Source organism: Vibrio sp. 1249-1 (assembly GCF_033340495.1).
Map to the genome: position 1 here is coordinate 1 of NZ_JAWOWJ010000004.1, position 26,406 is coordinate 26,406.

Below are 26,406 nucleotides of genomic sequence, written 5' to 3' on the forward strand. Positions count from 1 at the left end.
TGGAGGCGCCTCCCGGAGTCGAACCGAGGTCCACGGATTTGCAATCCGCTGCATAGCCACTCTGCCAAGGCGCCTTTTTATTACGCTTCAGGGCTCTACCCCGTTGCGTTGGTGGCTACTTTACGGATTGAGAGAAGATAGTCAAACAAAAATATTTCATTCTCTGTTCGTTTGATTTCTTTTAAGTCAATTCGACCAAAGTTCGATCTTATTGCCTTAAAACGAAGCAATATAAATCTCGCTTTCAGTTCGTTTTGTCCCATGAAACAACAAGGCGTTTAATAGTTGCTGACCCTTTTTAGCAATCTTCCCACAACATTAGGGTGATAAGACCAAGTGTGATCAAACATCGACATTAATGCAGGATTTCCGTATTTCGATAAGCTAATCGCGTGAAAACGGTTTTTCTTCGCTTTGAGCGCATCCACTTTGGCCAGTAACTCGTCTTGTTGTTTTGGCGCGATAAAGTCGGAAATGACTACCATGTCTGCGTTTTTATATTTATCACCGCTCATCAAGTCGATAGATTTAATCAAAGTTGGCTCTAAGTCTGTACCACCATGGAAGCTATAAGTTAGAAAGTCCGCCGCCTCGCGCAGACCATCTTGTTTGGTTAGTTCGTAGGTAATGTGTTCCGTAGAAAAAATAATGACATAGCAATCACGTTGCTCCGCTAGTGCGATTTGCATCAGAGCATAAGCCATGGCTTTGGCGCATTGCTCAGGAAAGCCACTCATGGAACCGGACGCGTCCACACAAACAATGAAGGGGCCTTTTTCGATATCTACCGCTTTATGGTCAGGTCGGTGAGCTTTAACTTTACGTAACGTGCGCGATTTGCCTTGTGTACGATAGTTCATGAGCCGTTTATCAACTAAGTGTTTATAGAACACAACTTCAAGTTCAGGATACGCCAAAAACATCGTTTCGTTGGGAAGTAGCTTATTTAGATCATCGCTTTCGTGAATACCGACAATATCATCCGTCGCCTCATCACTTTTCTCTTCGACCAATTGAAGTTCTTCAGTGGGCGCACGATTTAGTTCAGGATCATTTACTTGCCCCGCCATACGACCGAGTTGCTCCGCAATTTCTTGCAAGCCTTGGTGCTTCTTCAGAAACTCAGCATGGCGTTTCATCACCGTTAAGTCTGTTTTACTCAACTTGGCAGATGCCATATCCCACAGGCGCCCTACACTTTCAGCGTCACCCGACTCCGTGACTTTATCCATATTACGCATGGTTTCCATACGTTGATACAGGTCATTCAGCACCTTTTCTTTATTGGCTTCAAGCTCGCTTACTTGCGCTTGTTTTATAGCATCGGTGAGGCTTTTGTACCATTGATCACAAAAGTAATGAGGGAACATAGGGTTATTCATCCCTTTGTTCTTTTCCATCATTCGGCGAGCTTGCATGTAAAACGCAGAGTGCCATTCCAGCTTTTTAATCACATCTTCGATGTTTTCAAAAAACGCCTCTTCATCCCAATGAATAACCTCTTGATATAAAGACAGCTCTTGTTGGAAACGCTCTGTCTCACATACCTTGGTGATCCGTTTTTTGACGCTGCCTCGCCACTTTAACAAGTGACCTTTGACCGAAGATTTAACACCTCGGTTTTCTGCCATCATCATGACTTGTGAACGAGCCATCAAATCATTAACTGCGCTATCGATGATGCCGGAGTCGGCCACCATCAGCGCGAGGTTAAGTCCGTCTGCACCTAGCATGTCGTCTCCTTATGAGAAAAACTGATTTAAGTTTTTAAAGCGTTGGATAACTTTTTCACTTTCTGCTTGGATTGATTCAAGTCTCTGACTGACCTGTTGTAGACTCGACTCCATAAGGCGGGGTAGTTCAGGATCAACAAAGCTATGCGGAAGCGCATCATGAAAGTTCGCTTTCACCTTGCGCATATGGTGTTCTGCCTCACTAAGCTGATTTACGGCTTTTTCGCTCTGCGTTAACCACTTTTGGTAAAGCTCTACATCCAAGCCCTCTTGAGTCACTAGGCTAACCAAAATGCCTCGGTTCGCGATATCACGGATAACTAGGTTATTCGCCGCGTCAACATCAAATCGTAAACGGCACATGTTGGTGTTTTGATTGACGTAACCATACACATCACCGCTTCCCTCTTTAATGACTCGATCTAACTCATCTTTGGGTACATAAACCCAGCGGCTATCACCTTTTTCTGATTCTGAAACCGACATGTTGCTTTGCAAGACAACCAATTTAACTAAGTTAACGGCTGCGCCAACTTTGTACATCTTGGCTTTAGAGCTATCAAAGCGCATGGTTTCTTTACGCAAAATACCCGTGGCCGCTTCAGACGTTAACGTCATGCGGTAGGCATCTTCTAGTTCATGTTGGACATCAACCAAAGACTCACGGCAGTACTCGATTTCCTGCTCCGCGTCTTGTTGATCAAATGCATGTTTTAAGGCGAACTCTTGAACCACTTCACGTACCACATCTCGCGATTCAGGACTGTTCCATAAACAATCTTGCAGCAGTAAAAGGTCAAGCGGATTTATTTCATCGCGACCATTAAAAAACGCGCCCGCTTTTAACAACTTCACGGCTTTCTTCCAGCGGCGGTCAGAGACATACATATCGGTATTGGCCACATCACCAAACTGAGCTTCAACTTTGCTTTCTAACATCGTTTTAAGCTGGAAAAGCTTTTCGAATGCATTGTCGGTTAACGTCAATTTGTCGAGCTGTTGTTGCCATTGATGATATTCTTCATCAGTTATCGCTAGGCCTTCTGGTACTTGTGCCTCTTGCGATGTGCCCACAGTCAACATCGACTTAAAGTTTTGTTTATTCTGAATTCGATTCACAAACACACGCACCAACATGCGGTCGTAGAGCGCATCCAATCCACTATCTTCATCGGGTAATTCATTGGAAGCCGATACCAACAAGCGCATTGGCACACGCTCGATATCGCTGCCATTTTTGAATGTTTTCTCATTAACCACTGTCAGCAATGTATTAAGAATTGCAGGGCCCGCCTTCCAGATTTCATCCAAAAATACGACTTGTGCAGTTGGCAAATACCCTTTAGTTAAGCGAACATAACGGCCGTTGTCTTTTAGCTCTTGGATACTCAGTGGCCCAAACACCTCTTCAGGGGTTGAGAAGCGCGTCATCAGGTATTCGAAGTAACTGCTGTTATCGAACGCTTGGATGAGTCGTTTGGCAATTAAGCTTTTTGCAATACCAGGGGGACCTAAAAGAAAAACACTTTCACCAGCAAGTGCAGCAAGAAGGCAGAGCTTGATCGTATGTTCACGCTCATAAACGCCATCCGTTAACGCTTTCGCCAATTTATTGATGCGTTCTGAGAGAAGCGCTTTTTCGGCATTTGAGGTAAATAAGGTTTGTGTCATACGTTCTCCGGCTGCTGAAGTGGTATTGCGTTAACATTTTTATACACTTGTTATAACTTTGTTACAAATGTATTTTGTCGAATTCCCCTTATAGCAGATGCTTTTCCCCTTCTTGACGAAGCAATCAAAGTTTCCATTTATGAGACATTGCTCACTTAAAGTGCAAACGCTTTCGTCGTGTTGCAGTATTTTTTGCTTTTGTTTCCCACCATTTGTGGTTAATGTCGAAAAACGTCAAAAATGCGGTAACAGCTAGGGTTTATAACTGCATGAGCAAGATAATTCATAAATGGAAGCAAATTTCTCTGATTGAAGAAGACGTTGTGCTTCCTACAGGACAGGCAATTACGCACACCACAATCCATCATCCGGGTGCTGCGGTGATTCTCCCTATTACAGCGGAGGGTCACATTGTCCTTGTCCACCAATTTCGGCCTTCACTTAATAAATGGCTATTGGAACTTCCTGCTGGTACCAGAGAAGGCAACGAAGAGCCACTCTGCTGCGCCAAAAGAGAGTTAGAGGAAGAAACTGGGTTTAGTGCAGAGAAATTCACGTCTCTCGGCCAAGTCACCCCTCTTGCCGGATTTTGTGATGAGATACAGTATCTATTTGTTGCCGAAAAGCTCAACAAAACAAACCGTTACGAGTGCGATGAAGACGAAGTGATTGAGGTCGTCACCTTGTCAATCAAGCAACTCGAAGAAAAGATAGTCGATGGCACGATCACCGATGCCAAAACGATCGCTTGCTTAAGCAAAGCGCGCCTTTGCGGATATATTTAGGACTTTGACCAAGGAGACATTCATGGATTTTCGATCAGATACCGTTACACAGCCCACCCAAGCCATGCGAGAAGCCATGTTTAAGGCCCCCGTTGGGGATGATGTTTATGGTGATGACCCTACGGTCAATGAGCTTGAAAAATTTGCTGCGCAGCTTGCTGGTTTCGAAGCAGCTTTGTTTACCACTTCAGGCACTCAAGCCAATCTGCTCGGTTTAATGGCGCATTGCGAGCGGGGAGATGAATATCTATGTGGGCAACAAGCACATAACTACAAATACGAAGCTGGTGGCGCGGCGGTTTTGGGATCAATTCAACCTCAACCAGTCGAAAATAACCCAGATGGCACGCTACCATTTGATAAACTGGCTGCTGCGATTAAACCAGATGATTGTCACTTTGCTCGCACTAAGCTTCTCAGCTTAGAAAACACAATTAATGGTAAAGTACTACCTCTGTCTTACTTAGCAGAAGCACGTGACTTCGTGAATAAACATAACTTGCAGATGCATCTAGATGGCGCTCGCGTTTTTAACGCAGCCGTTGCACTTGATGTTCCGGTAAAAGAGATCGGTCAGTACTTTGATTCAATGACGATCTGTCTGTCGAAAGGTCTGGCTGCCCCTGTTGGCTCGCTACTACTTGGTAGCAAAGACTACATCGCAAAAGCACGTCGCTTAAGAAAGATGGTCGGCGGTGGTATGCGTCAAGCGGGTATTCTTGCCGCAGCAGGCAAACTTGCCCTTACCGAACAAGTGGAACAGCTAAAACAAGACCACATCAACGCAAAAACCTTAGCGGAAGGTTTAGCAGAACTGCCTGGTTTTTCAGTCAACCCTGAATTTGTTCAAACGAACATCGTGTTCGCGAAGCTTGATCCTCAAGTGGACATAGTAAGTATCGCTGCGAAACTAAAGGAACAAAACATCACGATAACCCCTGGAAATCCAATTCGTTTTGTAACTCATAAAGATATTTCAGCGAAAGACATCGACACTTTCTTATCAAGTATAAAATCTCTACTTTAATTTGATTTTGATCATTGAGCTTCCCCTAAGGGGAAGCTTTATTGTATCGCCATGATTTTTAGCGAATAGATAACCTCCATGCTCAGGTTTGTACTTCTAATCTCTTTTATTTTCTCTTCCGCTATCCATGCCGAGCCGTTTGGTGATGCTGATAAAGGTAAAATCAAATCACCTAGCTGTGTCTATTGTCACGGTGTTAAAGGCATCGCAACGAACAACACCTATCCAAGCCTTGCTGGTCAAAATTCTCAGTACCTTTACAATGCAATGAAATCTTATCAAGCCGGTGAGCGTAAAGGGCCGCTTGCAGAAATGATGGCAGCACAGTTAAAAATGTTAAATGATGAAGACCTTCGTGATGTCGCTGCTTTTTATGCAGAACAGACAGAAATCAAGTAATTAGATCACCTGTAGATGACTATGAAAGCTCGTGAATCATCCAAACTCAACGCATATTGAAACATTAACCCAACATTTGACCACTAAACAATCAAATTAACTTCACTTCAAATATTTGATGAATTTATAGTTCAACATAAGCATTAATATTGACTTTTTATTCTATTTTATCGATATTTCATGCTTTATTGAATTTGACGTGAAGTAAGTTATGTCTCACACACATGCGCAACCAGCAGACTCGGTTGCTACCCCTAAGTCGTGGCAGATGCCAGATACCCTCATTTTGATCTTCATTGTTGGTATTCTTGCTGCGATTCTTACCTACTTAATTCCTGCTGGTCATTTTGATAGCCAACAGGTGACCTACATGGTCGACGGTGCAGAAAAAACTCGCACAGTTATCGATCCTTCTTCTTTCTCTTATGCAACCGACGAAAACGGTGAATTGGTTTACAACAAGGTTGGCCTGTTTGCTTCTGGTGGTGGCATTGGTCTGATGAACTTCCCTTTCGAAGGGCTAGTTTCTGGCTCTAAATGGGGCAGCGCAATCGGCGTGATTATGTTCATGTTGGTTATCGGCGGTGCTTTCGGCGTTGTAATGCGCACAGGCACAATCGATAACGGTATCCTGCGCCTTATCGATAAGACCAAAGGTAACGAAGCGCTATTCATTCCAGTGCTATTTTTGCTGTTCTCGCTAGGCGGTGCAGTATTTGGTATGGGTGAAGAAGCCGTAGCATTTGCGATTATTATCGCGCCGCTTATGGTTCGCCTTGGTTATGATGGTATCACTACGGTAATGGTTACCTATGTTGCGACTCAAATTGGCTTTGCTACTTCTTGGATGAACCCTTTCTCCGTCGCTATTGCGCAAGGCATTGCGGGTGTACCTGTTTTATCTGGCATGACAGTGCGCATGGGGTTATGGGCTGGCTTTACGTTAATCGGTATCGCTTTCACAATGATCTACGCCGCTCGTGTGAAGTCAAATCCTAAACTTTCTTACAGCCACCGCACAGACCAGTATTTCCGTCAGCAAGAGCTTGGCAATCAAGATTCTCGTTGGAACCTAGGTGACACACTCGTTATCCTTACGGTTATTGCGACCACGGTGTGGGTCGTTTGGGGCGTAGTCGCTAACGCATGGTACATCCCAGAAATCGCTTCTCAATTTTTCACTATGGGCTTTGTTGTCGCGATCATCGGTACGATTTTCCGCCTGAACGGTATGACGCTAAACTGCGCAGCTGATGCATTTAAAGAAGGTGCAGCTATTATGCTTGCACCTGCCCTATTAGTGGGTTGTGCGAAAGGTGTATTGCTTATACTTGGTGGTGGTACAACTGATGAAGCGAGTGTACTGAATTCAATTCTAAACAGTGCTGGCGGCGTGATTAGCGGGCTTCCTGACGTGGCTGCGGCATGGTTAATGTATGTATTCCAATCTATCTTCAACTTCTTCGTCACTTCAGGATCCGGACAAGCGGCACTAACGATGCCTCTACTGGCCCCTCTGGCAGACATTGCAGGAGTTACGCGCCAAGTGGCAGTTTTGTCATTCCAACTTGGCGATGGCTTTACTAACGTTATCGTCCCTACTTCGGCATCTCTCATGGCAACGCTTGGTGTCTGCCGTATCGACTGGGGTGACTGGGCAAAATTCTGCTGGCGATTTATTCTATTACTCTTTACCCTATCAAGTATCGTCGTTATCGCAGCTCATATTATGGGTTTTGCGTAAAACGAAGCCAATTGGTAATTAAGGCGAGACATGTTCTCGCCTTATTAATATTCATGGTATGACGACGCTAAGGTTTTAGATTAGCTCATGGTTTTGGAGTGGTAACTTTAATGGCAACACAATTTCTCGATGACGTGATTCAAGGTCATCAAGTGATTCAATCTCTCAATGTAGCAGACCTAAATTCGGGCGAGCATAAGTTTTGGTTTCGCATCGCAACGAATGCTCTCTCTCAGTGGCAACACCTACCTGTGCTAGTGTTCAAAGGTGAAAAACCTGGCAAGAAGATCATGATTACCGCAGGGGTTCATGGTGATGAGTACAATGGTGTGTTAGCAGCGCAGAAAACTGCTCGAGAGCTCATCGGCACTGAAGTCGCTGGTACTGTCACTATTGTTCCAACCATTAACATGCCTGGTATGCTAAACCACAGCCGCGATTTCTATTCCGCAGACCCTGATGCGTCTCCTGCAAACTTAAACCGCTTTTTTCCTGGTGACCAAAACGGCAATGAGGCCCAACGTTACTTATATGCATTGTGGAATGATTTGCTCAAGCCAAATGCTGATTTAGCCATTGACGTTCACACTCAAACCAGTGGTGCTGCCTATCCACTTTACGTGTTTGCAGATTTCCGAATCGAGCAATCATTAGAAATGGCTCGCCTCATTAATCCTGATGCGATTTTAAATGATCCTGGAGATGCTGGCGTCCTTGAAACGGTCTGGAATAACCATGGTGTCCCAAGCATTACTGTTGAAGTAGGTATGGGGCGATACACCGAGCAAGAACTTATCAGTCGAACTGTAACAGGCATTTTTAATGTGCTGAAAAAGCATAACATTGTTGAAGGTGATATGGACCCTATTACGTCATGCTTGGAAGGAAACGAAATCATCAGTGTGAAAGCGACACACGGCGGCTTTGTACTGCCTCATGTCAGTTTGATGGATTTTGTCGAGCAAGGTCAACTTCTTGCGATTCAATACGACAGCTTTGGCGCTGAGATTAAACGCTACACCGCCCCAACAAGCGGCACAGTACTTAGCCACAATGTTGAATCTATTCGAGCACCAGGTTCCCTGATCGTTCGTTTGATTAAGTAAACCATAACCGTTTGTTGATAGAGCAACCTTTCGACGCTCACTCAAATTTATATAAGCCCCATCACGAGTAATCACAAATGATGGGGCTATATCCATTTTGACCACATTAAGTTACGCCGTAACAAATTACTGTTAAGCGAAATGACAAACTGAGCTTTAATTAGGAAGCTTCCCCTCTGTCCGCTTTTTCAGCCACGCTGATGAACTTAAAGCTGCCGTTGTTTCTCTTGTTCAACAAAAATGAGCTCGTCGATAGCGAAACCTTTCTCTTTAGCTACGTACTTAAAGCGCTCCACTACTTTCTCATCAACATTAGGAGTTCTAGACAATAGCCACAAGTAGTCGTGGTTGTAACCTGAGACAAACGCATAGTCATAGTTTTCACCTAGCTCAAACACAATGTAAGAAGAGTATATTGGCCCAAAAAAGGAAACCTTTAAGTGTCCCACCGTTTCATCTTCAACAAAATAAGCTTTGCCTTCAGCTTCTGACCACTGTCGCTCTTCTTCGGAATATCCACGGTTTATCACCTTGACCCCGCCATCCTCACGAACCTGATACTCAGCGGTAACGTTGGATAAGCCTCGCTCAAATGAATGGTCTAGGCGTGCAATCTCATACCACTTACCTAGATATGGCTCTAAATCGAAATTATTCACGGGTTCCACCCCATCCGGCTTCGAGGTACAACCAAATAAAGTTGCAAGTGACAAAAGTAAAAATATTTTTATCGATTTCATACAACACCTAAATTTTAATTAGTGATTGATTTTACTCTAGAAGATAACAAATCGATCACTAAGCCGCACCATCGCCCTCATAGGTACACATCACAATTCTTCATCATCAATAGCGCGCTGAACACCGAAACCTCGTCATCTCAGCAAATCGATAACAAGATTGCTCTATTTTTGACTTACAAGCTGACCATGCTTGTACATTTTGTCAGCATTTAACCCTATGCATATAGAAACTTTGCACAACATAGACATTCGTAGGCATATCACCCTCCTATAATACGTTGCGTTATAGACAGAGGTTATTGTTATGAAATTAAAAACAGTGTCAGTTTGTGCACTTTTGGTGTTACTTGCAGGTTGTCAGCAGGAAAAGCCGAGCGAAACGACACAATTAACGACCTCGGCAGATGTATGTAATGCACAAGGAAACATGCCAGGTGGGTGGAATGAGTTTAACGCGACCCCTGATGCACAAAAGGCAATGGCCTTTGTTTTAAAGAAAATGGACACAATAGCGTCGTTTAAACAAATACTGAATGTTCACGCGCAAATCGTTAGCGGCGTCAACTATGCTATTGAGTTTGAATTGGATGATGGCTCTGTTTGGAACACGATTGTTTATCGCAACCTCGATGGCGAATATGCGATTACCCAATCGCCAAAAGAAGGCCACTTTTGCGAACAGTAGCGACTTAGTCAGAAAGCCCCTAACAATAGGGGCTTTTTGATCTAACAGTAATCACTGAATTAGACAGCGAAGCGACATTGAGATTTAATCGACACCGTTGAACCAAGTCTTGATGGTTCAACATCAATCCTCTGCGCCATTTGCTCTTTCAGCTCAGAAACGTGAGAAATAACACCGATCATGCGCCCAGTCTGTTGCAGGTCCACTAGCGTTTGAATAGCAAGATCTAAAGACTCTGGGTCTAAACTACCGAAGCCCTCATCAATAAATAAAGTGTCTAAACGGATACCGCCACTATAGGATTGCACAACATCCGACAAACCAAGTGCCAGAGCAAGCGCTGCCATAAATGATTCACCGCCGGAAAGTGTCGCAACATCACGCGTTTTTCCTGTGTAGCCATCTTCAACCATTAAATCTAAGCCGCGACCCGCAGCGCCTTTGAAGCCCTCTGTTTTTCGAGCAAGAATATAGCGCCCTTTACTCATAAGGCTTAAGCGTTGAGAGGCCTGAATCAGCACATCATCCAACAGTACACCAAGAACAAAGCGATGTAGGCTAACCCTGCTGCCTGTTTTACCGCTAGCAACGTCGTACAACGTACCAAAGACTTTGTATTCTTCTTCTAACTTACTATTTTTCTCATGCAACACGGCAATATCTTTACGAACCTTTTCAAGACGTTCAAATATTGAGCGTGTGGTATCAAGTTGATTCCTTACTTCAATATATTGCGCCTGCAGAGTGGTTAACCTATCGTTAAACGACTCTAAATTAGGCCTTTCAAGATCTTTCAATGCATGATTTAAATCATGTAGTGTTTGCTCAAGCTTGGTTTGTGCCTGTTTGAAGCTGTCTATTTCTTGCTGCCAGGCTTGAAGTTCATCATCTCCCACTCGACTACTTAGATAATGGCTTTCATCCTCAAATTTACTCGCCTGTAGTGCCTCATTCCACGCTAATTCTGCTTGGCTAAGTTTTTGCTCTGACTCAGATAACCACTGCTTGTTCGTCGCTAAGTGACTTTCCGCATTTGATTTCTCCAATATCGCTTGCTGCAAAGCGGTTTGCGCCTTTTCTAAGCCTGTGTTCAAACTCAGAATTTGCTCTTTTGTCAGCAAAATTTCACGTTCAAGCAAGTCAGCGGAACTGTATTTTGGGTCAATAGAAGCTTGTAATTGAGCCAATTGTTCTTGGTTCGCTTTAACGGTTGATTCATTTGCCGCCATTTTATTCTGCAGCTCATGAATTTTATTTTCACCCACGACGCAGCGTTGATTAAGCTGTTCAACGTTCTTTTCTAGCTTTTCAATATCAATAGCTTGTAGACGTAGGAGTTGAGCATTGATCGCTTGCAAATCATTTTGAACCGTCGAGATCTCAGATGTAGCATACTCACCCAACTCCTCTTTCAACTGGTTACACTGATTCTGATACTGACTAATGACAACGTTATGTTGTTCTAGCTGATTGCTTAGTTGGTTCAACAAGGTTTGAGCTTCTCGCTCTTTAGCTCTAGCCGCCTGAACTTGCTCTTTTGTAACGGCTTCTTCAACAAACGTTGCGGGGTTAGGATGCGTTTCGCTACCACACACCGGGCATGCTTCACCTGCTTTTAGTCGCTGCGCTAATACTGCCGCTTGAGCGTTGTGCCACTTAAGCTCTATCGTATCAGCGGCTTGTTGACGCTGCATATAGCGCTGACTGGCTTCGTGTAGTGACTGCTGCTTGCCTACAGTTAGCGCATTGAGTTTAGAGAGCTCTAAAGTAAGATCATGCAGCTTTTGTAGATCCTGTAACAGCCGTTGTTTTTGTTTTATTTCCGCATCGATGCTGCCAATAAGCGCAACATCAACTCGTGCTTTCTCTAGCTCCTTCTGTCCCTGCTGGGCCTGTAACGTTAACTTATCTTTTAGTTCTATGTACTGTTTTAACGTTGCTTCAAATTGTTGTTTTTGTTGATAACCCGCCGTTATTTTACTTTCCAAATTGTCTTTCTCGACCAACTTGTTTTTCATACTTTCAAGCTGATACTGCAGTTGCGTTAACTGCGGGACCTTTGCCGCTGCCTCTTTTGCACTTTGCTGCAAGTTTTCTTGTTCTCTCGCAACGACATTAGCTTTTTCGAGACTCTCTTCCAAAGCTACGATTTTTTGCCTAAGCTCTTGCGTTTGAGCTTTTGCATTTTGTAATGAGATGTAGGGCAACTCTATCTTATTGGCATTTTTAGCGTTTTCTAATTGCTGTTGACGAGCTTTTATCGAATCTGCGTGTTCTAGATGCAGCTTGAGTGCGCTTTCTGCTTGCTCTCGTTTCGAAAACTCTCCATTCAAGGTTTCCGCTTTTTGCAATTCAGATTTAGCAGTATTGAGCTTATCTAACGCTGCTTGCTCATTCTTTTTATCAGACTCTAATTGCTTAGTTACTTGTTCCAGTTGTTGTAATAGTTCTTGTTCAGAACTCGCTTCTGCAACTTGTAAAGCACCTCGAATTTGATTATCAAATTCGCCTTTCGCTTTACTAATTGCACTCGCTTTATCTTTGAGCGCGTACTCAATTTTTTTATATATGTCAGTTTGAAAGAGCTGGCCAAAAATTTCTTCACGCTCTTTAGAGCTAGCAAGCAACAGTTCTCGGAATTTTCCTTGAGGCAACACCATAACTTGACGAAATTGAGTTTCATTCAAGCCAATAATATTGCTAACTTCAGTTTTAACCTGAGTCGTCTTGCTGGTGATAAGCGTTTCAGTCTCACCGAGTTCATAAAGAGCCGCAGTGTGCTTTTTAATCGTCATCCCTTCACCACGGGCCTTGGGCGCTTCCTGCTCAGGGGATCGAACAACTCGGTATTGTTTGCCGTGTAACGAAAATTCGAGAACTACTTCGGTTGGTAAGTCTTGCGCGGATAAGTCACACCGCATCTGAATACCTTGTCGCTCATTACCTGTGGTTTCACCATAAAGGGCGAAGCAAATGGCATCTAAGATCGACGTTTTACCGGAACCTGTAGGACCATTAATCAAAAATAGAGGGTTACTGCCAAGCTTCTCAAAATGAATGATTTCAGTTTTTGCAAACGGACCAAAGGCTTGCATGGTTAGTTTAATTGGTTTCATCTTTGGTCCCTATTGCTGTGATAATTGCTTAATAATGTCAGTAACAGCTTGCTCTTGCTCTTTAGACAACTGGCTATCTTGCGCCTCAATAAAAAAATCTCGGAACATATCAATTTCGCTTCGCGCCAACTTTGCTTGCGCCATTTCCTGCTCTACCCCAATTAACATGCCAGGTTTCTCAAGGTGTAAAACGTTTGGATACACTGAACGAAGTTTTTCCATTGGGTTTAAAATCGCATGTTTATCCATCAAACGAACTAACAAATAATCTTCATTCTTGGGGTCTGTTTTCCCTTGCTCAATAACTTTATCCAGCTCGCCCTCTACAATACGCATTTCATGAGGAGCCGTAAGATCAATATGCTTTGCAGAAACGAATCCTTTCTTGTCCAGTTCAACTAACGTGAAACCTTTTCTCTGGTTCTGTTCACCAAAGCTATACTTCATGAGAGAGCCAGAGTAACGGATATGCTCTGCGCCTTTCTTTTGAGGCTGATGCAAATGACCAAGTGCGACGTAGTCAAAATCTAAGAAGTGTTCATGACTCACGCGATCAGAACCACCAATAGATAATGGTCGTTCAGAGTCTGACTCGATAGCCCCATCAACAAAACAGTGACTCACGAGCACGCGCTTTTGCTTAGAGATAAAGCGCTCTTTAATTTGCTCAACAAGCAATTGATGAGCCTCATCATGAGTGGATACCGAGGCTTTGTAGGCAAACCTGACCTGTTCAGGGTCGTTATAAGGCATACCATAAAACGCGACCTCGTCCGCAGAGTCCGTTTTTATGATGATGGGAGTGAGCATATCTTCAAAGTTGCTAACAATATGGAGACCTGCATTTTTCATTTGCTCTGAGCCGAAACCTAGCCTTTCTGCACCATCATGGTTGCCAGATATAAATATCATTGGTGTTTCTAACTCGGTACAAATGCGTTTCACGACTCGATCTAACAGTTCTATTGCAACCGTTGGTGGCACCGAACGGTCATAGATATCTCCCGCCACTACAACTGCATCGACGGGGTTGCGTTCAATATAGTTAATCAGTTGTTCGAGTACTGCTTGTTGATCTTCGAGTAGTGATACGTTGTGGAATTGTCGACCAAGATGCCAATCTGAGGTGTGGATAAACTTCATTCGAATTCACTTTCCGCCAATTCTATGAGTAGGCTTGCTTCTGTCAGAGTCCATGTACCGTTTATAAAAAGGAATGCGTCACGGGTGGGATCTCGAACAAGCCAAAACTCAAGTTATTTTATATCGGTAAGGATATCTTGAGTCGAACAGCTTTTCATGTGGTTTGTGTTCTATGGCTGGCTATTTAATCAGAAAGCGAGAAGAACACTGTAAAAACGCGGTGAGCAAAGCTATTTTGAAAAGCAAGCTGCGCCTAGTCATTGTCCAAACATCATTAAAGGGCCAGTTTCGAGTCAATCCCCCATAACATTTGCATCACTAAAACCTCAGCTACTAGAAGGAAAAGCAATAGCCAGACCTATTCGCTACGCCAATTGTATATTACTCCTACCGCATAGCCATCTGGCTCGATGTCGGCTTGCAAAACGTGAAAGTCTGGGCAGGGGCTGCTTCTTTGAAGCTCATCAATCACTAACGCTTTTAAAACTCCGCCACATGCACCCAATCCGCCAAGTTTTATATCAACAAATTGATACTGAGTTTGATCGGTCACCCACGGAGACAAGAATTGCATTGAGTTTAACCATTGCGGCTCTTCCTCATTAACGGATAAATACAATTGACTGAGTGGATGTTCACAACTTACTCCTAATTGCTTAAACACCTTGTCCACGGCGATGCGTTGTTGTTTGGCATCTAAATCAATTCGAACAACATCAGGCACAAGACCTGAATGTCGAAAAAAACACTTGGTTAAAATGATAGAGCTTTGAGGTTTGACATGCCCTTCTACATCGCTCGTAACCTCTATAGCCAGTATCCAAGTCGCTTGCGTTTCATTAACTTCACGATTTATCCGATTTAGTGCCATCAAAAATGCAGCTTGGCCATAAGGATAAAAGTAAATTTCAGTATTGACAGTTTGGCCAACGAAAATAGAAAGCTCGCTTATCAATGCTTTAAGCAAGCTTTTGTCTACCGAAGATGGTAAAAGAACACAGAGATTCCCTTTGATATCAACTTGCTCAAGACTCTCGCGCTCAGAGCGCACGAGGCTTAATATATGCTCATCTATTGATTGAGCGAAGTCAGGGGGTCGGATTTCCTCGGACAATCTAAAAGAATCATCAGCTATCTCGCGAACGGTGTGTGAACGGCCATTAAAGGATAGAAGATGCGTTTGAAATGCGAGTGGCATCTAGCCTCCGATTAAAACCGTAGGCATACCAGATAGAATTTTGCCACCATGAGACGTTGAATCGCCGACTCTTGCGGCTGGTTTACCGTTGATTGTTACGCTAGAAGAACCTGCTGAGATACTATCCGGAGGACCGATACAAATAAGCTTGTCGCCTTGTCTTGCCGCAGGTATCCCGCCAATCGTTACGTTTGGTGAACCAACAACGACGGGACCACCGACATGCGGTATCTTTCCTGTTTTTTTAGGGCAAAGATGAAAGCTGCCCAAAATTGCGGCTGGTTTACCCACTTTAAATCACCTTAGTTCAATGAAATTTGCCCAGCTTTAAGAGCAATAGCTGAGCCGTTAATGGATATTTTATTACCTTTGATATTGATTTCTCCAGAGCTAGACATCTGAATAGAAGCACCACCTACTTTGATCTCGACGCTCTTTCCTGCATTAAAAGACAGTACTTCACCCGTTTCATTCGAAAAGTTTTTACCTACTTTCAAGCTCGCGTTCTGACCAACCTCTTGATTAACATCATTGGTCACTTTTTCGGTTTTACTGTTTTCAACGGCGATATCAACACAGTCTTCAACTAGCATTTGGAACAGTTTTTCAGCATGAAGATAAATGTGCTCTTCACCAGGCTTATCATCGAAGCGCAACTCATTAAAATTGGATGTACCTTTTTGTACAGAGCGTGATTTATAACCACTCTGAGAACTTTGCTCTGGTAAAGCGTAAGGAGGGAGTTGACTACCGTTATATAGTGACCCCGTAACGATTGGTTGATCAGGGTCTCCGTTGACAAACTCGACGATGACCTCTTGTCCGACTCTAGGGTGAAACACCGACCCCCATCCGTTACCTGCGATATTTTGCGCTACACGAATCCAACATGAACTATTTACATCGTATTTACCAACACGGTCCCAGTGAAACTGAACTTTGATACGGCCATGTTTGTCTATGTAAATTTCACCATCTTTGTTCCCCGTAACTATTGCAGTTTGCAAACCTTTCATCTGAGGTTTCGGATAGTTAACTGAAGGACGAAGGATTGTCTTTGAGTCAACACAACTAAACGAGACTTTGACACCTTGCGCACCGGTGCCACCTTGACCAGTCTGGTTATAAACAGCAGCAGACAAAAAAACAGAAGACAGTACATATTCTTTGCCAACTCGAGATTTATCTTCATGTTTTTTAAACTTGAAGCACTTGCCTACGCTGAATGTTCTGCACGTAGCCTCGCCACGACACAAATATGCATTTTGCTGTAGTGCTTCTATTGCATGCGTGTTTCTCAGTGCGTATTGATCATTGCTCTCCATTTCACCCATGTATTCAAAATACTCGCTTTCAGGCACTGTAAAAAAATCACTTTCACCCTTTGCAGTATTTTTAGGATTCGAAGAAGGCTTGAGCATGTTATAGCCTGACTTTTGACTCGCTTTAGTAGTCAGAATTTGCGTTTCATGCCAAGAAGAAATGTGGCTAGATTTCGCCGTACCTGTATCAAAATCGACTAAAAACTCAGTACCCGGCTTATAAAAACTGATGTCATCAAAAATATTGAGCGTATGGGCAGACTTAGTATGTGTAAAAAAAAATGATAGCCCCTCTTCCGATAACAGACGTCGAACAAATTCAAGATCTGATTCTTCATATTGTACTTTGTACGTGTATTTAGGATAGGACTTGGTTAGCTCAAAACTAAAGGCAACACTATGCTCCGATAGTACTTCAGAGATAATTTCCTTTATATCTTTATGCTGAAATATTCTGCAATTTTTTCGATATTCAGCGAAACGTAATTTAGGCTCTATTAATAATTCTATGTTTTTATAATTTTCGCCTTTATGTGTATTAGAAACCCTTTTCCCTTCTAATCTTGCAGCAGAAACGTAACCATGCATATAACGAGGATTTGAAGAAACATCCTCATTATTTTCAAGGGTAATGGTAACTTCCTTACCAATAATTTCGTTTAACTCACTTCGTTGATCATTAAAGTAAGCTTTAGCACGCAATGAAAAAAGTTCTGAGATCTCTTCTTTATACTCAAACGAGTTTAGTATGATGGCATCTTTACCGAATGGGGAAGAAATTCGGATGAAATTGTTATCTTGAGTTGCTCTTTTCATTAAATACTTCTTTCAAAAAAATGCGGAGGAATACTCCCCCGCATGAAAATTACATTTGTTGACCTTTAACACCGCTGTAGCCGTATACCAATGGAGCAGAAGTGTTGTTCTTATCGTCAGTAGGAGTCACTGTCATCATCATTTCTGTGTAAGAAATTGTGATAGTTTCAACTGGACGATCGTCTTGGATAGAAACTGAGTAGTTAGAAATCATCGCATCAGTCAGTTCGATCTTCATGATCTCTTCAACCTTCTCACCCTGCTTAGTAATATGGAAAACCGCTGGTTTACCTTTACCAATCGTCGCTTCTTTAAATAAGTCAGGAGAAGAACGGTCTTGAAGTTTAGTGATAGTCAAATCATATAGACGAGTAGCGCTCGCTTCACGGTCCATCGCTGTACCAGTGTATGATGAGATCTCACGACCTACACTCCAATCTACAGATAGTAGTGTAATCAAATCTTTGTATTGCTCGGCTGTTGCCTCACCCTTAATATCTGCGTATTTAAGATACGTATTAGACTGCATGCTAATCTCCTATAGCATTATTAATTGACATATATCGTAGTAATTTAATTATCTGACGTTTGGTGATAATTAGTGATTAATGTATCAAAAACTTCATTTTAAATACGCCCTGTTATATCTTTAAATAAGATTTAATTTAAGCGTTTTTTATAAAAAATAATAGTTAATATGAACCAACTCCCAATTATTATTGAGAGTGTAAAGGATGTTAAACTATTGAGACATCAAGTCCACTAGTTGTACCTTTAACAATAATTTCATCAAACGTCTTATCATTAAGAATTGCATGCAATATTTCATGAGAAATCTTCGGAAGCAATGTATTTTCTATGGTTGTTTGTACCACACGCGCACCACTCCCAGACTCATTGCTATTGTCTACAATATCATTAATTAGTTCCTCATCAAAAAACAGGTCAGCGTTATAGTGCTTACGAATACGAGTCGTAATTTTATCTAACTTTAATTTTGTTATTTCTATCAATACTTTTCTTGATAGAGGCAAATAAGGTAATACATTCACACGCCCTAAAAATGCTGGTTTAAAGTCAACCAACAAATCATCGCGTAAAGCATCTTTTAGTGCTGACGGCTCAGGCGCTAAATCAGGATCAGAATACAAAGACATCGTCGTTTCGGTCCCTGTGTTCGCGGTCATAATAATAATAGTGTTTTTAAAGTCTATATCTCGACCTTCACCGTCTTTAATTGAGCCTTTATCAAATACCTGATAAAAAATATCTTGAACACCAGGGTGCGCTTTTTCCATTTCATCGAGGAGAATTACACTATAAGGTTTACGTCTAACAGCTTCAGTCAGTACACCTCCTTCTCCATAACCGACATAACCAGGAGGAGAACCTAATAGCAATGAGACTTTATGCTCTTCCTTAAATTCCGACATATTGATAGTCGTGACATTTTCTTCACTACCATACACTTTCTCTGCAATCGCCAAAGCCGATTCGGTTTTACCCACTCCGCTTGGTCCGGTTAGGAGAAATACACCATTTGGTCGTGTCTCATCCGTGAGCTGCGCACTCGCGGTTTTTATCACTTCAGACATGAGCTCTAAAGCGTGATCCTGCCCGACAACTCGCTTGCACAAACTTTCTTTCAAACCCAATACTGCTTGGATTTCATCATCCTGAAGTTTACCCAGCGGTATACCGGTCCAATCCGAAATAACTTCTGCGATTAGCGCTTCATTTACATGCGAAAAAACTAAGGGCTGTGAGTTAACGGAGAGGTTATTTTCAAGCTCTTGTAACTTGTCTCTAGCAGTTTCAGAACCCTCCTGGATTATTTGGGTTCTAAGTGACTTAGCTTCACTTACCCATTCTTTTTCTTTTTCCCAAAGTACCTCTAATTCAATAATGTCATTAGATAGCGCATCAATCTCTTTTCGGACACCTTGGAGCTGCACATCAAGAGATGCTCCTAATCGATTCTCTTGGCTAAGATGCTCATACTCAGCTTGCTTTGCTTTAAGTTTGTTTCTTTTTGCATCTAGACCTCCCGGTGTAGATGACTGACTTAACGCAACTCGAGAACAGGCCGTATCCAAAACAGAAACCGCCTTATCTGGCAGTTGACGACCATTAATGTATCGAGCTGAGAGTTGGACCGCTGCATTGAGAGCTTGGTTAGTGATATGAACATCGTGGTGTTGTGCCATTACATCAAGTAAGCCTCGTAACATTTCGATCGCGAGCTCAGGGGCTGGCTCATCAACCTTTACGACTTGAAAACGCCTAGTTAAAGCTGCATCTTTTTCAAAATACTTTTTATACTCTGCCCACGTAGTTGCTGCGATCGTTCTGAGTTCGCCTCTCGCTAATGCTGGCTTCAGAATATTCGCCGCATCACCTTGGCCCGCTTGCCCACCACCGCCAATTAGGCCATGAGCTTCATCAATGAACAATATAATAGGCTGTGGAGCGTCGTTTACTTCCTTCACAAGGTTCTTAAGCCTGTTTTCAAACTCACCTTTCATGCCTGCGCCGGCTTGCAGTAATGCCAAATCCAGAGACTTAATCGCCACATTTTGCAGAGCGGGAGGTACATCGCCATCAATGATCTTTTGCGCCAAACCTTCAACAGCGGCTGTTTTTCCAACACCAGCTTCTCCCGTAAGAATCGGGTTGTTTTGTCGGCGTCTTAATAAAATATCGATCATTAGGCGAATTTCATTATCTCTACCAATCACCGGATCTATTTTACCTTCCCTAGCTTGCTCAGTAAGGTCTGTTGTAAATTGATTCAAGGCGGAATTCGCGTTTGACTGCGCTAAGTCATTCGATCTTGATTGAGGCGCATTACTTTCTTTAAAGTTCAATAAGCGAGATGGTTCTATCTTGTTTAGTTCAGGACTAATCGAACCAGCCATGTTGACTAACGTATCATCAGACAAGTAGGCAAATAAAAGATGGATGCACCCCAACTGTTCTTGATTGAATTCAATGGTTGCAGATAACAAGGCATTTTGCATAACAGTCACTGTATGAGCTGATAGCCCAGGCACCGACTGGCATCCTGTTTTGTATTTTTCTAATGCCTTTTGAATATCGGTTTCAACCTTGATTGTATCGACATCAAATTCGTCAAAAACTTCAGAGTAAATATCGTCAGGATGGCGGATAATCATCATTAACCAGTGAGACATTTCAATACTGTGATGAGTTCGGGAGCTTGCCATCGCAGCTGCCTGTTCAAGTGTTTCCTTAGCCTGAGGAGACAATCTTTCGACCAACGCTGAAAGTGAGAGTGAAGCCATTACATTTCCTTTAAATAGTAATTGTTATAGTTCGATCTTTTGTACGTTCGTGTTTTTTAAGCACAGAACCAATACCTAACTGCCCCTGCTGTTTCGATAAGCAAGCTTGTGGTAGCAAACTATGTTTGGTGGTGAGCTGCCACTTCAGTTGTTTATGTTTTCCAATCAACTCATAAGCAGCGTTCTTAATGATTGCTATATTGGGTTGGTTAGGAAGCAATTTACTAACTAGCTGTTTATCTTTTGGCAGAAATTCTATTGTTGTCCCCGCGTTGATATTCCATGCTTTCGAACCCAAAGAAGCTCCTAAACCAAGTTGAGCAAACTGCCCTTCAGGCATAGTTCGGGATGCAAGGCGTGTTTGCTCTTCTTTCGTAAGGTGTAACCATTGTCCTTGAAATTCATGAACTTTTACTTGGCATCCAGATAAACATTCAAGAATACTTTTTAGTCCACCTTTACTTCTCATTGGTGAAGCAAACACACCACCATAGTGCAGGGACAGTGAACTCCCTTCCCCAGTTAATGCCGATTTACAGCTTTCTAACGGCGAACGCGCGCCCTGCGCATGCGCACGAGATTGAACTGTCAGCTGACTCAGTTGCCAACATCGATAATAAAGAGATAATAAGCGATGATTGAAAATATCGTAGAAGTCCACCATAGCCGTATCGCCTTCTTTTTGGCGATGTAAAGCTAATTCACTATAGTGCTGGGGAAGCACACCTTGCTCACCCGTTAGGCCTATTAAATTGGTCTCAATCTCTAACTTGCTGTCATCTATATTTTTCAGTTCACAAAGCTGAGCATTTTCAAAACCTAATGATGGATTAACCTTTAAGTTTAGCTTTTCATGCTTCGGTAACGCATCTGTTCCTATTTGCGCCTCTGCTTGCAGAACTTCGTGTTCAATAAGATGAATCGCTTCAAACAATGGATGTTGCTTTAATTCTCGATAAAATTGTTCCGCGCTCATAGCAACACCTTATCGCCAGTTAATGCGGGCCATAGGTGGAAAAACTTTCCCGTGGACTTAAGTCTTATTTCTAACTGCGTAAAAATGTTAATTTCAGCATATTGCGAGAAGTAAACAGATAAAACACTACCTAAGAGAAAGATCTGCTCTTTAGGTAAAATTTGATCAGAAACCGTCAAAATAACTTTTATACCGTGCGCAAATCCAACTTTGCCTTTCTGACTAATTCTTCCTGTAGTAGGCTCAAACTCTAACTTAGTTAAAGCATCGATTACCGCTTTCGTTTCTGCTGTCCCAGAAAATGCATAGAGATTAAGGGTCTGCTTCAAAGTTGCTAAACCATCTTCCTCGGTAAAATGGTTTAAAGTTAAAAGCTTAGTTAACTGCCATCGTGTGCTTTCATCCATTTCTGGCCGAATAGTTTCTGATAAAGAGACTAAACAACGAACAGATTCGAAATTGTCATTTACCTCCGGTAAAGATACTTGCGGCAGCCCACCTCCAAATGGAAGTTTCTGCGCTAAGTTGCGGTTACAGCACTCAGCTTCCACGTACATTAACCAGTTTTCCCGGCTATCCGGGCTGAACAATTGATGTTTTTTATCAACAAAAGAAATGTAAGTTTCTCTACCTGGCTCATCATACCCACCAGCCCAGTTCTTATCCTCACGTCTCATCAACCAATAAATCTCACTAGTGTTCGTATAATGCGTGTGCTCACCAGCGTGATAACATGGCAAATTGTGGTACGTTTTGTTCCAATTTCTCAACGTTACGTCAGAAATTGAGACAACCTCATTACTTTCAGCTTCTTGGTATTGCGGAGACAAGTGGTAATCGTATTCAGTTGGTAGAATACGCTTAGGCTCCATAATACTTTTAAATAAGTTGATTACAGGCACACAACCTACCATTAAGCTTTCTTCGTCCACTTGCTTTGGAAGCCAGTCATCGTTGGTATCAAAGTAAAAATACAGTTCGAATTGCTCTCCAAGATCTAGCTCAGATAATCCAAGTTCGGTGATATCAAAGAACATAAACTTCTCAGGAAAGTGCAAATACTCAACAAGTAATCTTGCTCCTGAAAAGCTTCTTTTACTGTATGGCACAACTTTCTCATCTTCTGAAAATCCCACTTCAGAAAGATGCCTTTTGGTTAAAGGACGAACTTCTTTGCCATCCACAACAACAGATAAACCAATTAGGTTTTGAAACAGCATTTGGTAGAGCTTAAAAGTCAATTGAGATTGACCGTTTAAATAGAAGCGCAGCCGTTCTGCCCCTATTTCACCAAGAGGAGTCTCTTCATCTTGAGCCGTGAGCTGTACTTTCAAAACTGAATGAGCATTGCTTTCCCATCGTGAGCCAACTGGCTTGAAAGGCGCATTTTTAAAAACGCCAGAGGTCACATCAACAGGATACATTCTGACCGGATAACAAGTTCTAAACTCGCACTCATGATATCCAGGAGCACCGATAACAACTCGCTCGCCTTCTTCTACATCAAAATAAGAGGAAGTGGAGTTAGAACAGCTCATTTTAATGACTGACATTGACGGGATTGGGGCGTGAAAATCAGGATATAACTGTCCCATCAAAGACTCTGTAAATTGAGGGTAACTATTGTCTAAGCTTTGTCTAATCCTTGCTGTTAGAAATGCGCAGCCTTCTAACAATCTTTCTACGTGCGGATCGTCAACCTGTTCCTCACTAATACGAAGTCTCGCAGCAATCTTAGGATACTGCTCCCCAAATTCTTGCCCTTTGTGACGCAAATAAGCTAACTCGCGATTATAGTACTTGAGAAACTCTTCACTCATTTTGCTCTACTCAGTTTCATACCTAAATTTACCGGCTCTACTTCAGAATTGAATCGCACTTCATGAATACTGTTATCAATTAAGCAAGTGGCATTTATCTGTAACCTCAATACCCTATCAATAGCGTTTTTCTCGTCTGAAATCTGGACATGAGGGTTCCTTAACCTCGGCTCAAACTCTTTAATTGCATCATGAACGATGTCGCAAAGCTGATTCTGCCCTTCTTGGCTGCTATAGGGCATTGAGGAAAAATCTGGCAGCCCATAATTCAATATTGAATAACGAACCTCTAAAAGATCATCAGGAATGTTTTTCCATCCAATACGACTATTCAGCATCGACTCTAGATCTCTAAGTAAGCTGCTCAACATCTGTTGCTGGCTTGCAGGGAAGTCTTTCTCATCTCGAGTGAGAGGATCACTATCTATCAATTTGTCGAGCAGAGAAACGGTTAAAGACATGATATTTCTACGCTATTTGTTTCTGTTCTAATAATGTAGTCAAATCACAGATTGGAAGCGCTGAATCACCGACTAACCAACATTTTTGACCCAAGCCAACAAAAGATTCTTGCTCACCAATCTGCTTCCAATCCGTTTCTCGACCTAACTTTTGCGCATCGGTCTCTGAGTCAACATATGTCAACGGCATATGGCCTTCGCCTTCACCAAGTCCATCGATATCAAACTCGACAGGTCGCCAAATACTCTCTAACAATGAAGTAGGTGCTTTAACTTCTAGCGTATGGATGCTCGATATGGGTACAAGAAAATAGTTACCTGCTGTAGAAAACAGTTCAATGTAACCACCTAAACGATCATCAATATCTCTAGCATCTTCGTAGTTTGTGCCGTTTACGTTAAACCCTTTAATAGTACGATGCTCTTCAATGCGATGCGATAGACGTGACGCTTCTTCGTACTCTTGATTTCCGAGAGCAAGATTAAATCGAACAAGCTCTTTAGTTAATTCCTCATCACCTATTACTTTGGCACTAGCCGCACCATTGATAAAATCCTTTCTAGCTTGAGCTGCTTTCACTAAATGTCGTAGCTGACTTGCACCAGGCAGATACTCAGGAAACAATTTAATCGATTGCATGAGCTGAGCGTCCGCACGCTCGAAGTCCCCATCAATGCAAAGAAGCTCAATGAAGGAACTTCTCAAGCTCGCATCTTTAGGTGTTGCTTTAATTTCATCAGTTAATTGCTCTAGAGCGTGTTGCAATAGGCCTTGGGACAAAGCATTTTTCCATTGAGTCATTGTTATTTCCTTACACCATGTGCTCTGGTGATAATTCGGTAATTAATTTAATGCTAGATACCATTTGATCGAGTTGAAAATGCGGTCGCAAATGGATAACTGAGTAATAATGTCCAGGAGTTTCTCTTTTCTCTCGAACTGTAATTTTCGCTTCATTTAGGGGATATTTAGCTCGAAGCTCATCAGACGCTTCATCTGATGCGGTAGTGTACTGATGTAACCAGCGTTGAAAGTCACGCTCTAGGCTTTCTGCATCTTGATACCCACCAATTTTGTCACGCCCCATAACCTTGAGATAATGTGCGACTCGCGATACACACAATGTGTATTGCAACATCGATGTCAGTTTTGCATTCGTTGAAATATGCTTTTCTGCGTATTGTTTGGGCTTGTAGAGAGATACATTCGAGGTCATCCCTACCATATCAGTCTCAGGTATTGGAGAAATAGAAATAAAACCGCACTCAGACAATTCTTGTTCTTTTCTCTCAGAGATTTTCAAGTTTAACGGACATCTTTCACGATCATTCTTGCCGTTAACACGCATCTTGCTCCTTGTAGGAGCGACGATAATGCCCTGACTGTAATCGCCTTGTTTAATCCCTCGCATATGCGTGAACCAACCATGTTCCTGAAATGCTCTAATTGATACGGCAGCAAAACAGTACGCACTACTCCCCCATAGCAAATCTCGGTTGGAGTCGTAGATGTGTTCTTGAAAATTGAATTTATCATTCCGCGAGCCATCACTTTTGTATGGCTGACGGAACAAGACGTTAGGTGCAGTCAAACCAATAAATTTAGCGTCATCGTTATCTCTCAAACTACGCCACTTTGCATAATCTTCCTGTTCAAATTGGGCTGCTATATCTCTTATCGCAGAGAGTTGAGCGAAACTATCAACACCAAACACCTCTGGCGATGCAGACATGATAAATGGGCTGAATGCTGCAGCTGCAGACTGAGAGATCTTACTCAACACAGACAGATCTCTATCAAAATAATTTTTACTAGGATCACAGCGAAGCTGATAATCTCCAACCACCACACCAAAGGGTTCTCCCCCTGCCATGCCATATTCATTTTGATAGAGCAACTTAAATAGTGCTGATTGGTCAAACTCGATGGCTTTGAAAGCATCTTTACTGATTTCATTCCATGTCGCCGTTAAAACCTTAACTTTTACAGAGTCCGATGAACGAGAATCAACCTGTTCACATAAATACCTAACTCCAACCCACCCCCTTTCGAGCTGTTGAAACTCAGGATGATGTAATATTTCATTTAGTTGAGATTCTAATAGCTCATCAATGCGGTTAATTGTGTTCATCACACTATGACGAAAGCTGTCCAAATCTCTTGAACGTGTACCTTCTAGCCAAATTCGCGCTGACGCTACAAGATCAGAAGATTCATTGAATCGAGTCAACCACGGGCTATCAAGTTCAGCATAGCCTCCGGTACTGAACTCATGTTTTAGCTTGCTAGGGTCGCGAAAGTTAAGTGACACTGCTAATTCCATCTAGAACATAAAGATTGGTCATGGCTGGCCTT

Annotated in this window: 21 protein-coding genes and 1 tRNA gene; 6 read left to right on the top strand and 16 right to left on the bottom strand. The window is 42.4% G+C overall.

Features of this window, described 5'->3' with window-relative positions:
• The 3 genes from R7Z50_RS08980 to R7Z50_RS08990 form a co-directional block, all read right to left on the bottom strand.
• Positions 1–74, bottom strand: a tRNA-Cys gene (locus R7Z50_RS08980).
• A 204-nt stretch (positions 75–278) separates the two neighbouring features.
• Positions 279–1,733, bottom strand: coding sequence for an ATPase RavA stimulator ViaA (viaA, locus tag R7Z50_RS08985; RefSeq protein WP_005375981.1), 1,455 nt, complete (start codon positions 1,731–1,733; stop codon positions 279–281).
• Between the two features lie 9 nt (positions 1,734–1,742).
• Complete coding sequence (locus R7Z50_RS08990; RefSeq protein WP_206969300.1) at positions 1,743–3,404, bottom strand: ATPase RavA domain-containing protein; 1,662 nt, start codon at positions 3,402–3,404, stop codon at positions 1,743–1,745.
• Between the two features lie 269 nt (positions 3,405–3,673).
• Between R7Z50_RS08990 and R7Z50_RS08995 the strand changes: the two genes are divergently transcribed.
• From R7Z50_RS08995 to R7Z50_RS09015, 5 genes are all read left to right on the top strand, one after another.
• Positions 3,674–4,189 (top strand): NUDIX hydrolase, encoded by a 516-nt coding sequence (locus R7Z50_RS08995; RefSeq protein ID WP_005375979.1) that lies wholly within the window; start codon positions 3,674–3,676, stop codon positions 4,187–4,189.
• Between the two features lie 22 nt (positions 4,190–4,211).
• On the top strand, positions 4,212–5,216 hold the full coding sequence (gene ltaE, locus R7Z50_RS09000; protein WP_005375978.1) for a low-specificity L-threonine aldolase: 1,005 nt from the start codon (positions 4,212–4,214) through the stop codon (positions 5,214–5,216).
• 78 nt (positions 5,217–5,294) lie between these two features.
• Positions 5,295–5,615: a c-type cytochrome gene (locus R7Z50_RS09005; protein ID WP_005375977.1), complete on the top strand. Its 321-nt coding sequence runs from the start codon at positions 5,295–5,297 to the stop codon at positions 5,613–5,615.
• A 211-nt stretch (positions 5,616–5,826) separates the two neighbouring features.
• Positions 5,827–7,359, top strand: a complete 1,533-nt coding sequence (gene yfcC / locus R7Z50_RS09010) for a putative basic amino acid antiporter YfcC (protein ID WP_005387492.1) — start codon at positions 5,827–5,829, stop codon at positions 7,357–7,359.
• 110 nt (positions 7,360–7,469) lie between these two features.
• Positions 7,470–8,465 (top strand): succinylglutamate desuccinylase/aspartoacylase family protein, encoded by a 996-nt coding sequence (locus tag R7Z50_RS09015; protein ID WP_042520988.1) that lies wholly within the window; start codon positions 7,470–7,472, stop codon positions 8,463–8,465.
• A gap of 206 nt (positions 8,466–8,671) precedes the next feature.
• On the opposite strand, the gene R7Z50_RS09020 is transcribed toward R7Z50_RS09015, so the two are convergent.
• Positions 8,672–9,205: a lipocalin family protein gene (locus R7Z50_RS09020; protein WP_025767720.1), complete on the bottom strand. Its 534-nt coding sequence runs from the start codon at positions 9,203–9,205 to the stop codon at positions 8,672–8,674.
• Positions 9,206–9,512: 307 nt separating this feature from the next.
• Between R7Z50_RS09020 and R7Z50_RS09025 the strand changes: the two genes are divergently transcribed.
• Positions 9,513–9,893, top strand: coding sequence for a cystatin domain-containing protein (locus R7Z50_RS09025; RefSeq protein ID WP_005387498.1), 381 nt, complete (start codon positions 9,513–9,515; stop codon positions 9,891–9,893).
• A gap of 59 nt (positions 9,894–9,952) precedes the next feature.
• On the opposite strand, the gene R7Z50_RS09030 is transcribed toward R7Z50_RS09025, so the two are convergent.
• From R7Z50_RS09030 to tssC, 12 genes are all read right to left on the bottom strand, one after another.
• Positions 9,953–13,009 (bottom strand): AAA family ATPase, encoded by a 3,057-nt coding sequence (locus R7Z50_RS09030; protein ID WP_115386666.1) that lies wholly within the window; start codon positions 13,007–13,009, stop codon positions 9,953–9,955.
• A gap of 9 nt (positions 13,010–13,018) precedes the next feature.
• Positions 13,019–14,152 carry an exonuclease SbcCD subunit D gene (locus R7Z50_RS09035; protein WP_017820209.1) on the bottom strand — a complete coding sequence of 378 codons (1,134 nt, stop codon included), beginning with the start codon at positions 14,150–14,152 and terminating at the stop codon, positions 13,019–13,021.
• A gap of 358 nt (positions 14,153–14,510) precedes the next feature.
• On the bottom strand, positions 14,511–15,350 hold the full coding sequence (locus R7Z50_RS09040) for a hypothetical protein (protein ID WP_054578967.1): 840 nt from the start codon (positions 15,348–15,350) through the stop codon (positions 14,511–14,513).
• Positions 15,351–15,641, bottom strand: coding sequence for a PAAR domain-containing protein (locus tag R7Z50_RS09045; protein WP_005375969.1), 291 nt, complete (start codon positions 15,639–15,641; stop codon positions 15,351–15,353).
• A gap of 11 nt (positions 15,642–15,652) precedes the next feature.
• Complete coding sequence (tssI, locus tag R7Z50_RS09050; protein ID WP_186585264.1) at positions 15,653–17,488, bottom strand: type VI secretion system tip protein TssI/VgrG; 1,836 nt, start codon at positions 17,486–17,488, stop codon at positions 15,653–15,655.
• 49 nt (positions 17,489–17,537) lie between these two features.
• Complete coding sequence (locus R7Z50_RS09055; RefSeq protein WP_005375967.1) at positions 17,538–18,017, bottom strand: Hcp family type VI secretion system effector; 480 nt, start codon at positions 18,015–18,017, stop codon at positions 17,538–17,540.
• Between the two features lie 208 nt (positions 18,018–18,225).
• A complete protein-coding gene (tssH, locus tag R7Z50_RS09060) occupies positions 18,226–20,793 on the bottom strand; it encodes a type VI secretion system ATPase TssH (protein ID WP_318149030.1) in 2,568 nt (855 codons plus the stop codon).
• Between the two features lie 10 nt (positions 20,794–20,803).
• Entirely contained in the window at positions 20,804–21,769 is a 966-nt protein-coding gene (tssG, locus tag R7Z50_RS09065) for a type VI secretion system baseplate subunit TssG (RefSeq protein WP_017635619.1), read from the bottom strand.
• On the bottom strand, positions 21,766–23,589 hold the full coding sequence (gene tssF, locus R7Z50_RS09070) for a type VI secretion system baseplate subunit TssF (RefSeq protein WP_318149031.1): 1,824 nt from the start codon (positions 23,587–23,589) through the stop codon (positions 21,766–21,768). Before tssF ends, tssG begins: the two co-directional genes overlap by 4 nt.
• Positions 23,586–24,050, bottom strand: a complete 465-nt coding sequence (tssE, locus tag R7Z50_RS09075) for a type VI secretion system baseplate subunit TssE (RefSeq protein ID WP_017635621.1) — start codon at positions 24,048–24,050, stop codon at positions 23,586–23,588. The genes tssF and tssE overlap by 4 nt, the downstream gene beginning before the upstream one ends.
• Positions 24,051–24,057: 7 nt before the next feature.
• Complete coding sequence (locus R7Z50_RS09080) at positions 24,058–24,852, bottom strand: type VI secretion system accessory protein TagJ (RefSeq protein WP_005375952.1); 795 nt, start codon at positions 24,850–24,852, stop codon at positions 24,058–24,060.
• Positions 24,853–24,862: 10 nt separating this feature from the next.
• A complete protein-coding gene (gene tssC, locus R7Z50_RS09085) occupies positions 24,863–26,374 on the bottom strand; it encodes a type VI secretion system contractile sheath large subunit (RefSeq protein WP_318149032.1) in 1,512 nt (503 codons plus the stop codon).
• Positions 26,375–26,406: the final 32 nt, after the last annotated feature.

Coding starts and splice junctions, on each gene's coding strand:
- yfcC (WP_005387492.1), top strand. CDS start 5,827: ATGTCTCACACACATGCGCAACCAGCAGACTCGGTTGCTACCCCTAAG.
- tssF (WP_318149031.1), bottom strand. CDS start 23,589: ATGAGTGAAGAGTTTCTCAAGTACTATAATCGCGAGTTAGCTTATTTG.
- R7Z50_RS09055 (WP_005375967.1), bottom strand. CDS start 18,017: ATGCAGTCTAATACGTATCTTAAATACGCAGATATTAAGGGTGAGGCA.
- R7Z50_RS08995 (WP_005375979.1), top strand. CDS start 3,674: ATGAGCAAGATAATTCATAAATGGAAGCAAATTTCTCTGATTGAAGAA.
- R7Z50_RS09030 (WP_115386666.1), bottom strand. CDS start 13,009: ATGAAACCAATTAAACTAACCATGCAAGCCTTTGGTCCGTTTGCAAAA.
- R7Z50_RS09025 (WP_005387498.1), top strand. CDS start 9,513: ATGAAATTAAAAACAGTGTCAGTTTGTGCACTTTTGGTGTTACTTGCA.
- viaA (WP_005375981.1), bottom strand. CDS start 1,733: ATGCTAGGTGCAGACGGACTTAACCTCGCGCTGATGGTGGCCGACTCC.
- R7Z50_RS09005 (WP_005375977.1), top strand. CDS start 5,295: ATGCTCAGGTTTGTACTTCTAATCTCTTTTATTTTCTCTTCCGCTATC.
- tssE (WP_017635621.1), bottom strand. CDS start 24,050: ATGTCTTTAACCGTTTCTCTGCTCGACAAATTGATAGATAGTGATCCT.
- R7Z50_RS08990 (WP_206969300.1), bottom strand. CDS start 3,404: ATGACACAAACCTTATTTACCTCAAATGCCGAAAAAGCGCTTCTCTCA.
- tssG (WP_017635619.1), bottom strand. CDS start 21,769: ATGAGCGCGGAACAATTTTATCGAGAATTAAAGCAACATCCATTGTTT.
- R7Z50_RS09015 (WP_042520988.1), top strand. CDS start 7,470: ATGGCAACACAATTTCTCGATGACGTGATTCAAGGTCATCAAGTGATT.
- ltaE (WP_005375978.1), top strand. CDS start 4,212: ATGGATTTTCGATCAGATACCGTTACACAGCCCACCCAAGCCATGCGA.
- tssI (WP_186585264.1), bottom strand. CDS start 17,488: ATGAAAAGAGCAACTCAAGATAACAATTTCATCCGAATTTCTTCCCCA.
- R7Z50_RS09040 (WP_054578967.1), bottom strand. CDS start 15,350: ATGCCACTCGCATTTCAAACGCATCTTCTATCCTTTAATGGCCGTTCA.
- R7Z50_RS09035 (WP_017820209.1), bottom strand. CDS start 14,152: ATGAAGTTTATCCACACCTCAGATTGGCATCTTGGTCGACAATTCCAC.
- tssC (WP_318149032.1), bottom strand. CDS start 26,374: ATGGAATTAGCAGTGTCACTTAACTTTCGCGACCCTAGCAAGCTAAAA.
- R7Z50_RS09080 (WP_005375952.1), bottom strand. CDS start 24,852: ATGACTCAATGGAAAAATGCTTTGTCCCAAGGCCTATTGCAACACGCT.
- R7Z50_RS09020 (WP_025767720.1), bottom strand. CDS start 9,205: ATGAAATCGATAAAAATATTTTTACTTTTGTCACTTGCAACTTTATTT.
- tssH (WP_318149030.1), bottom strand. CDS start 20,793: ATGGCTTCACTCTCACTTTCAGCGTTGGTCGAAAGATTGTCTCCTCAG.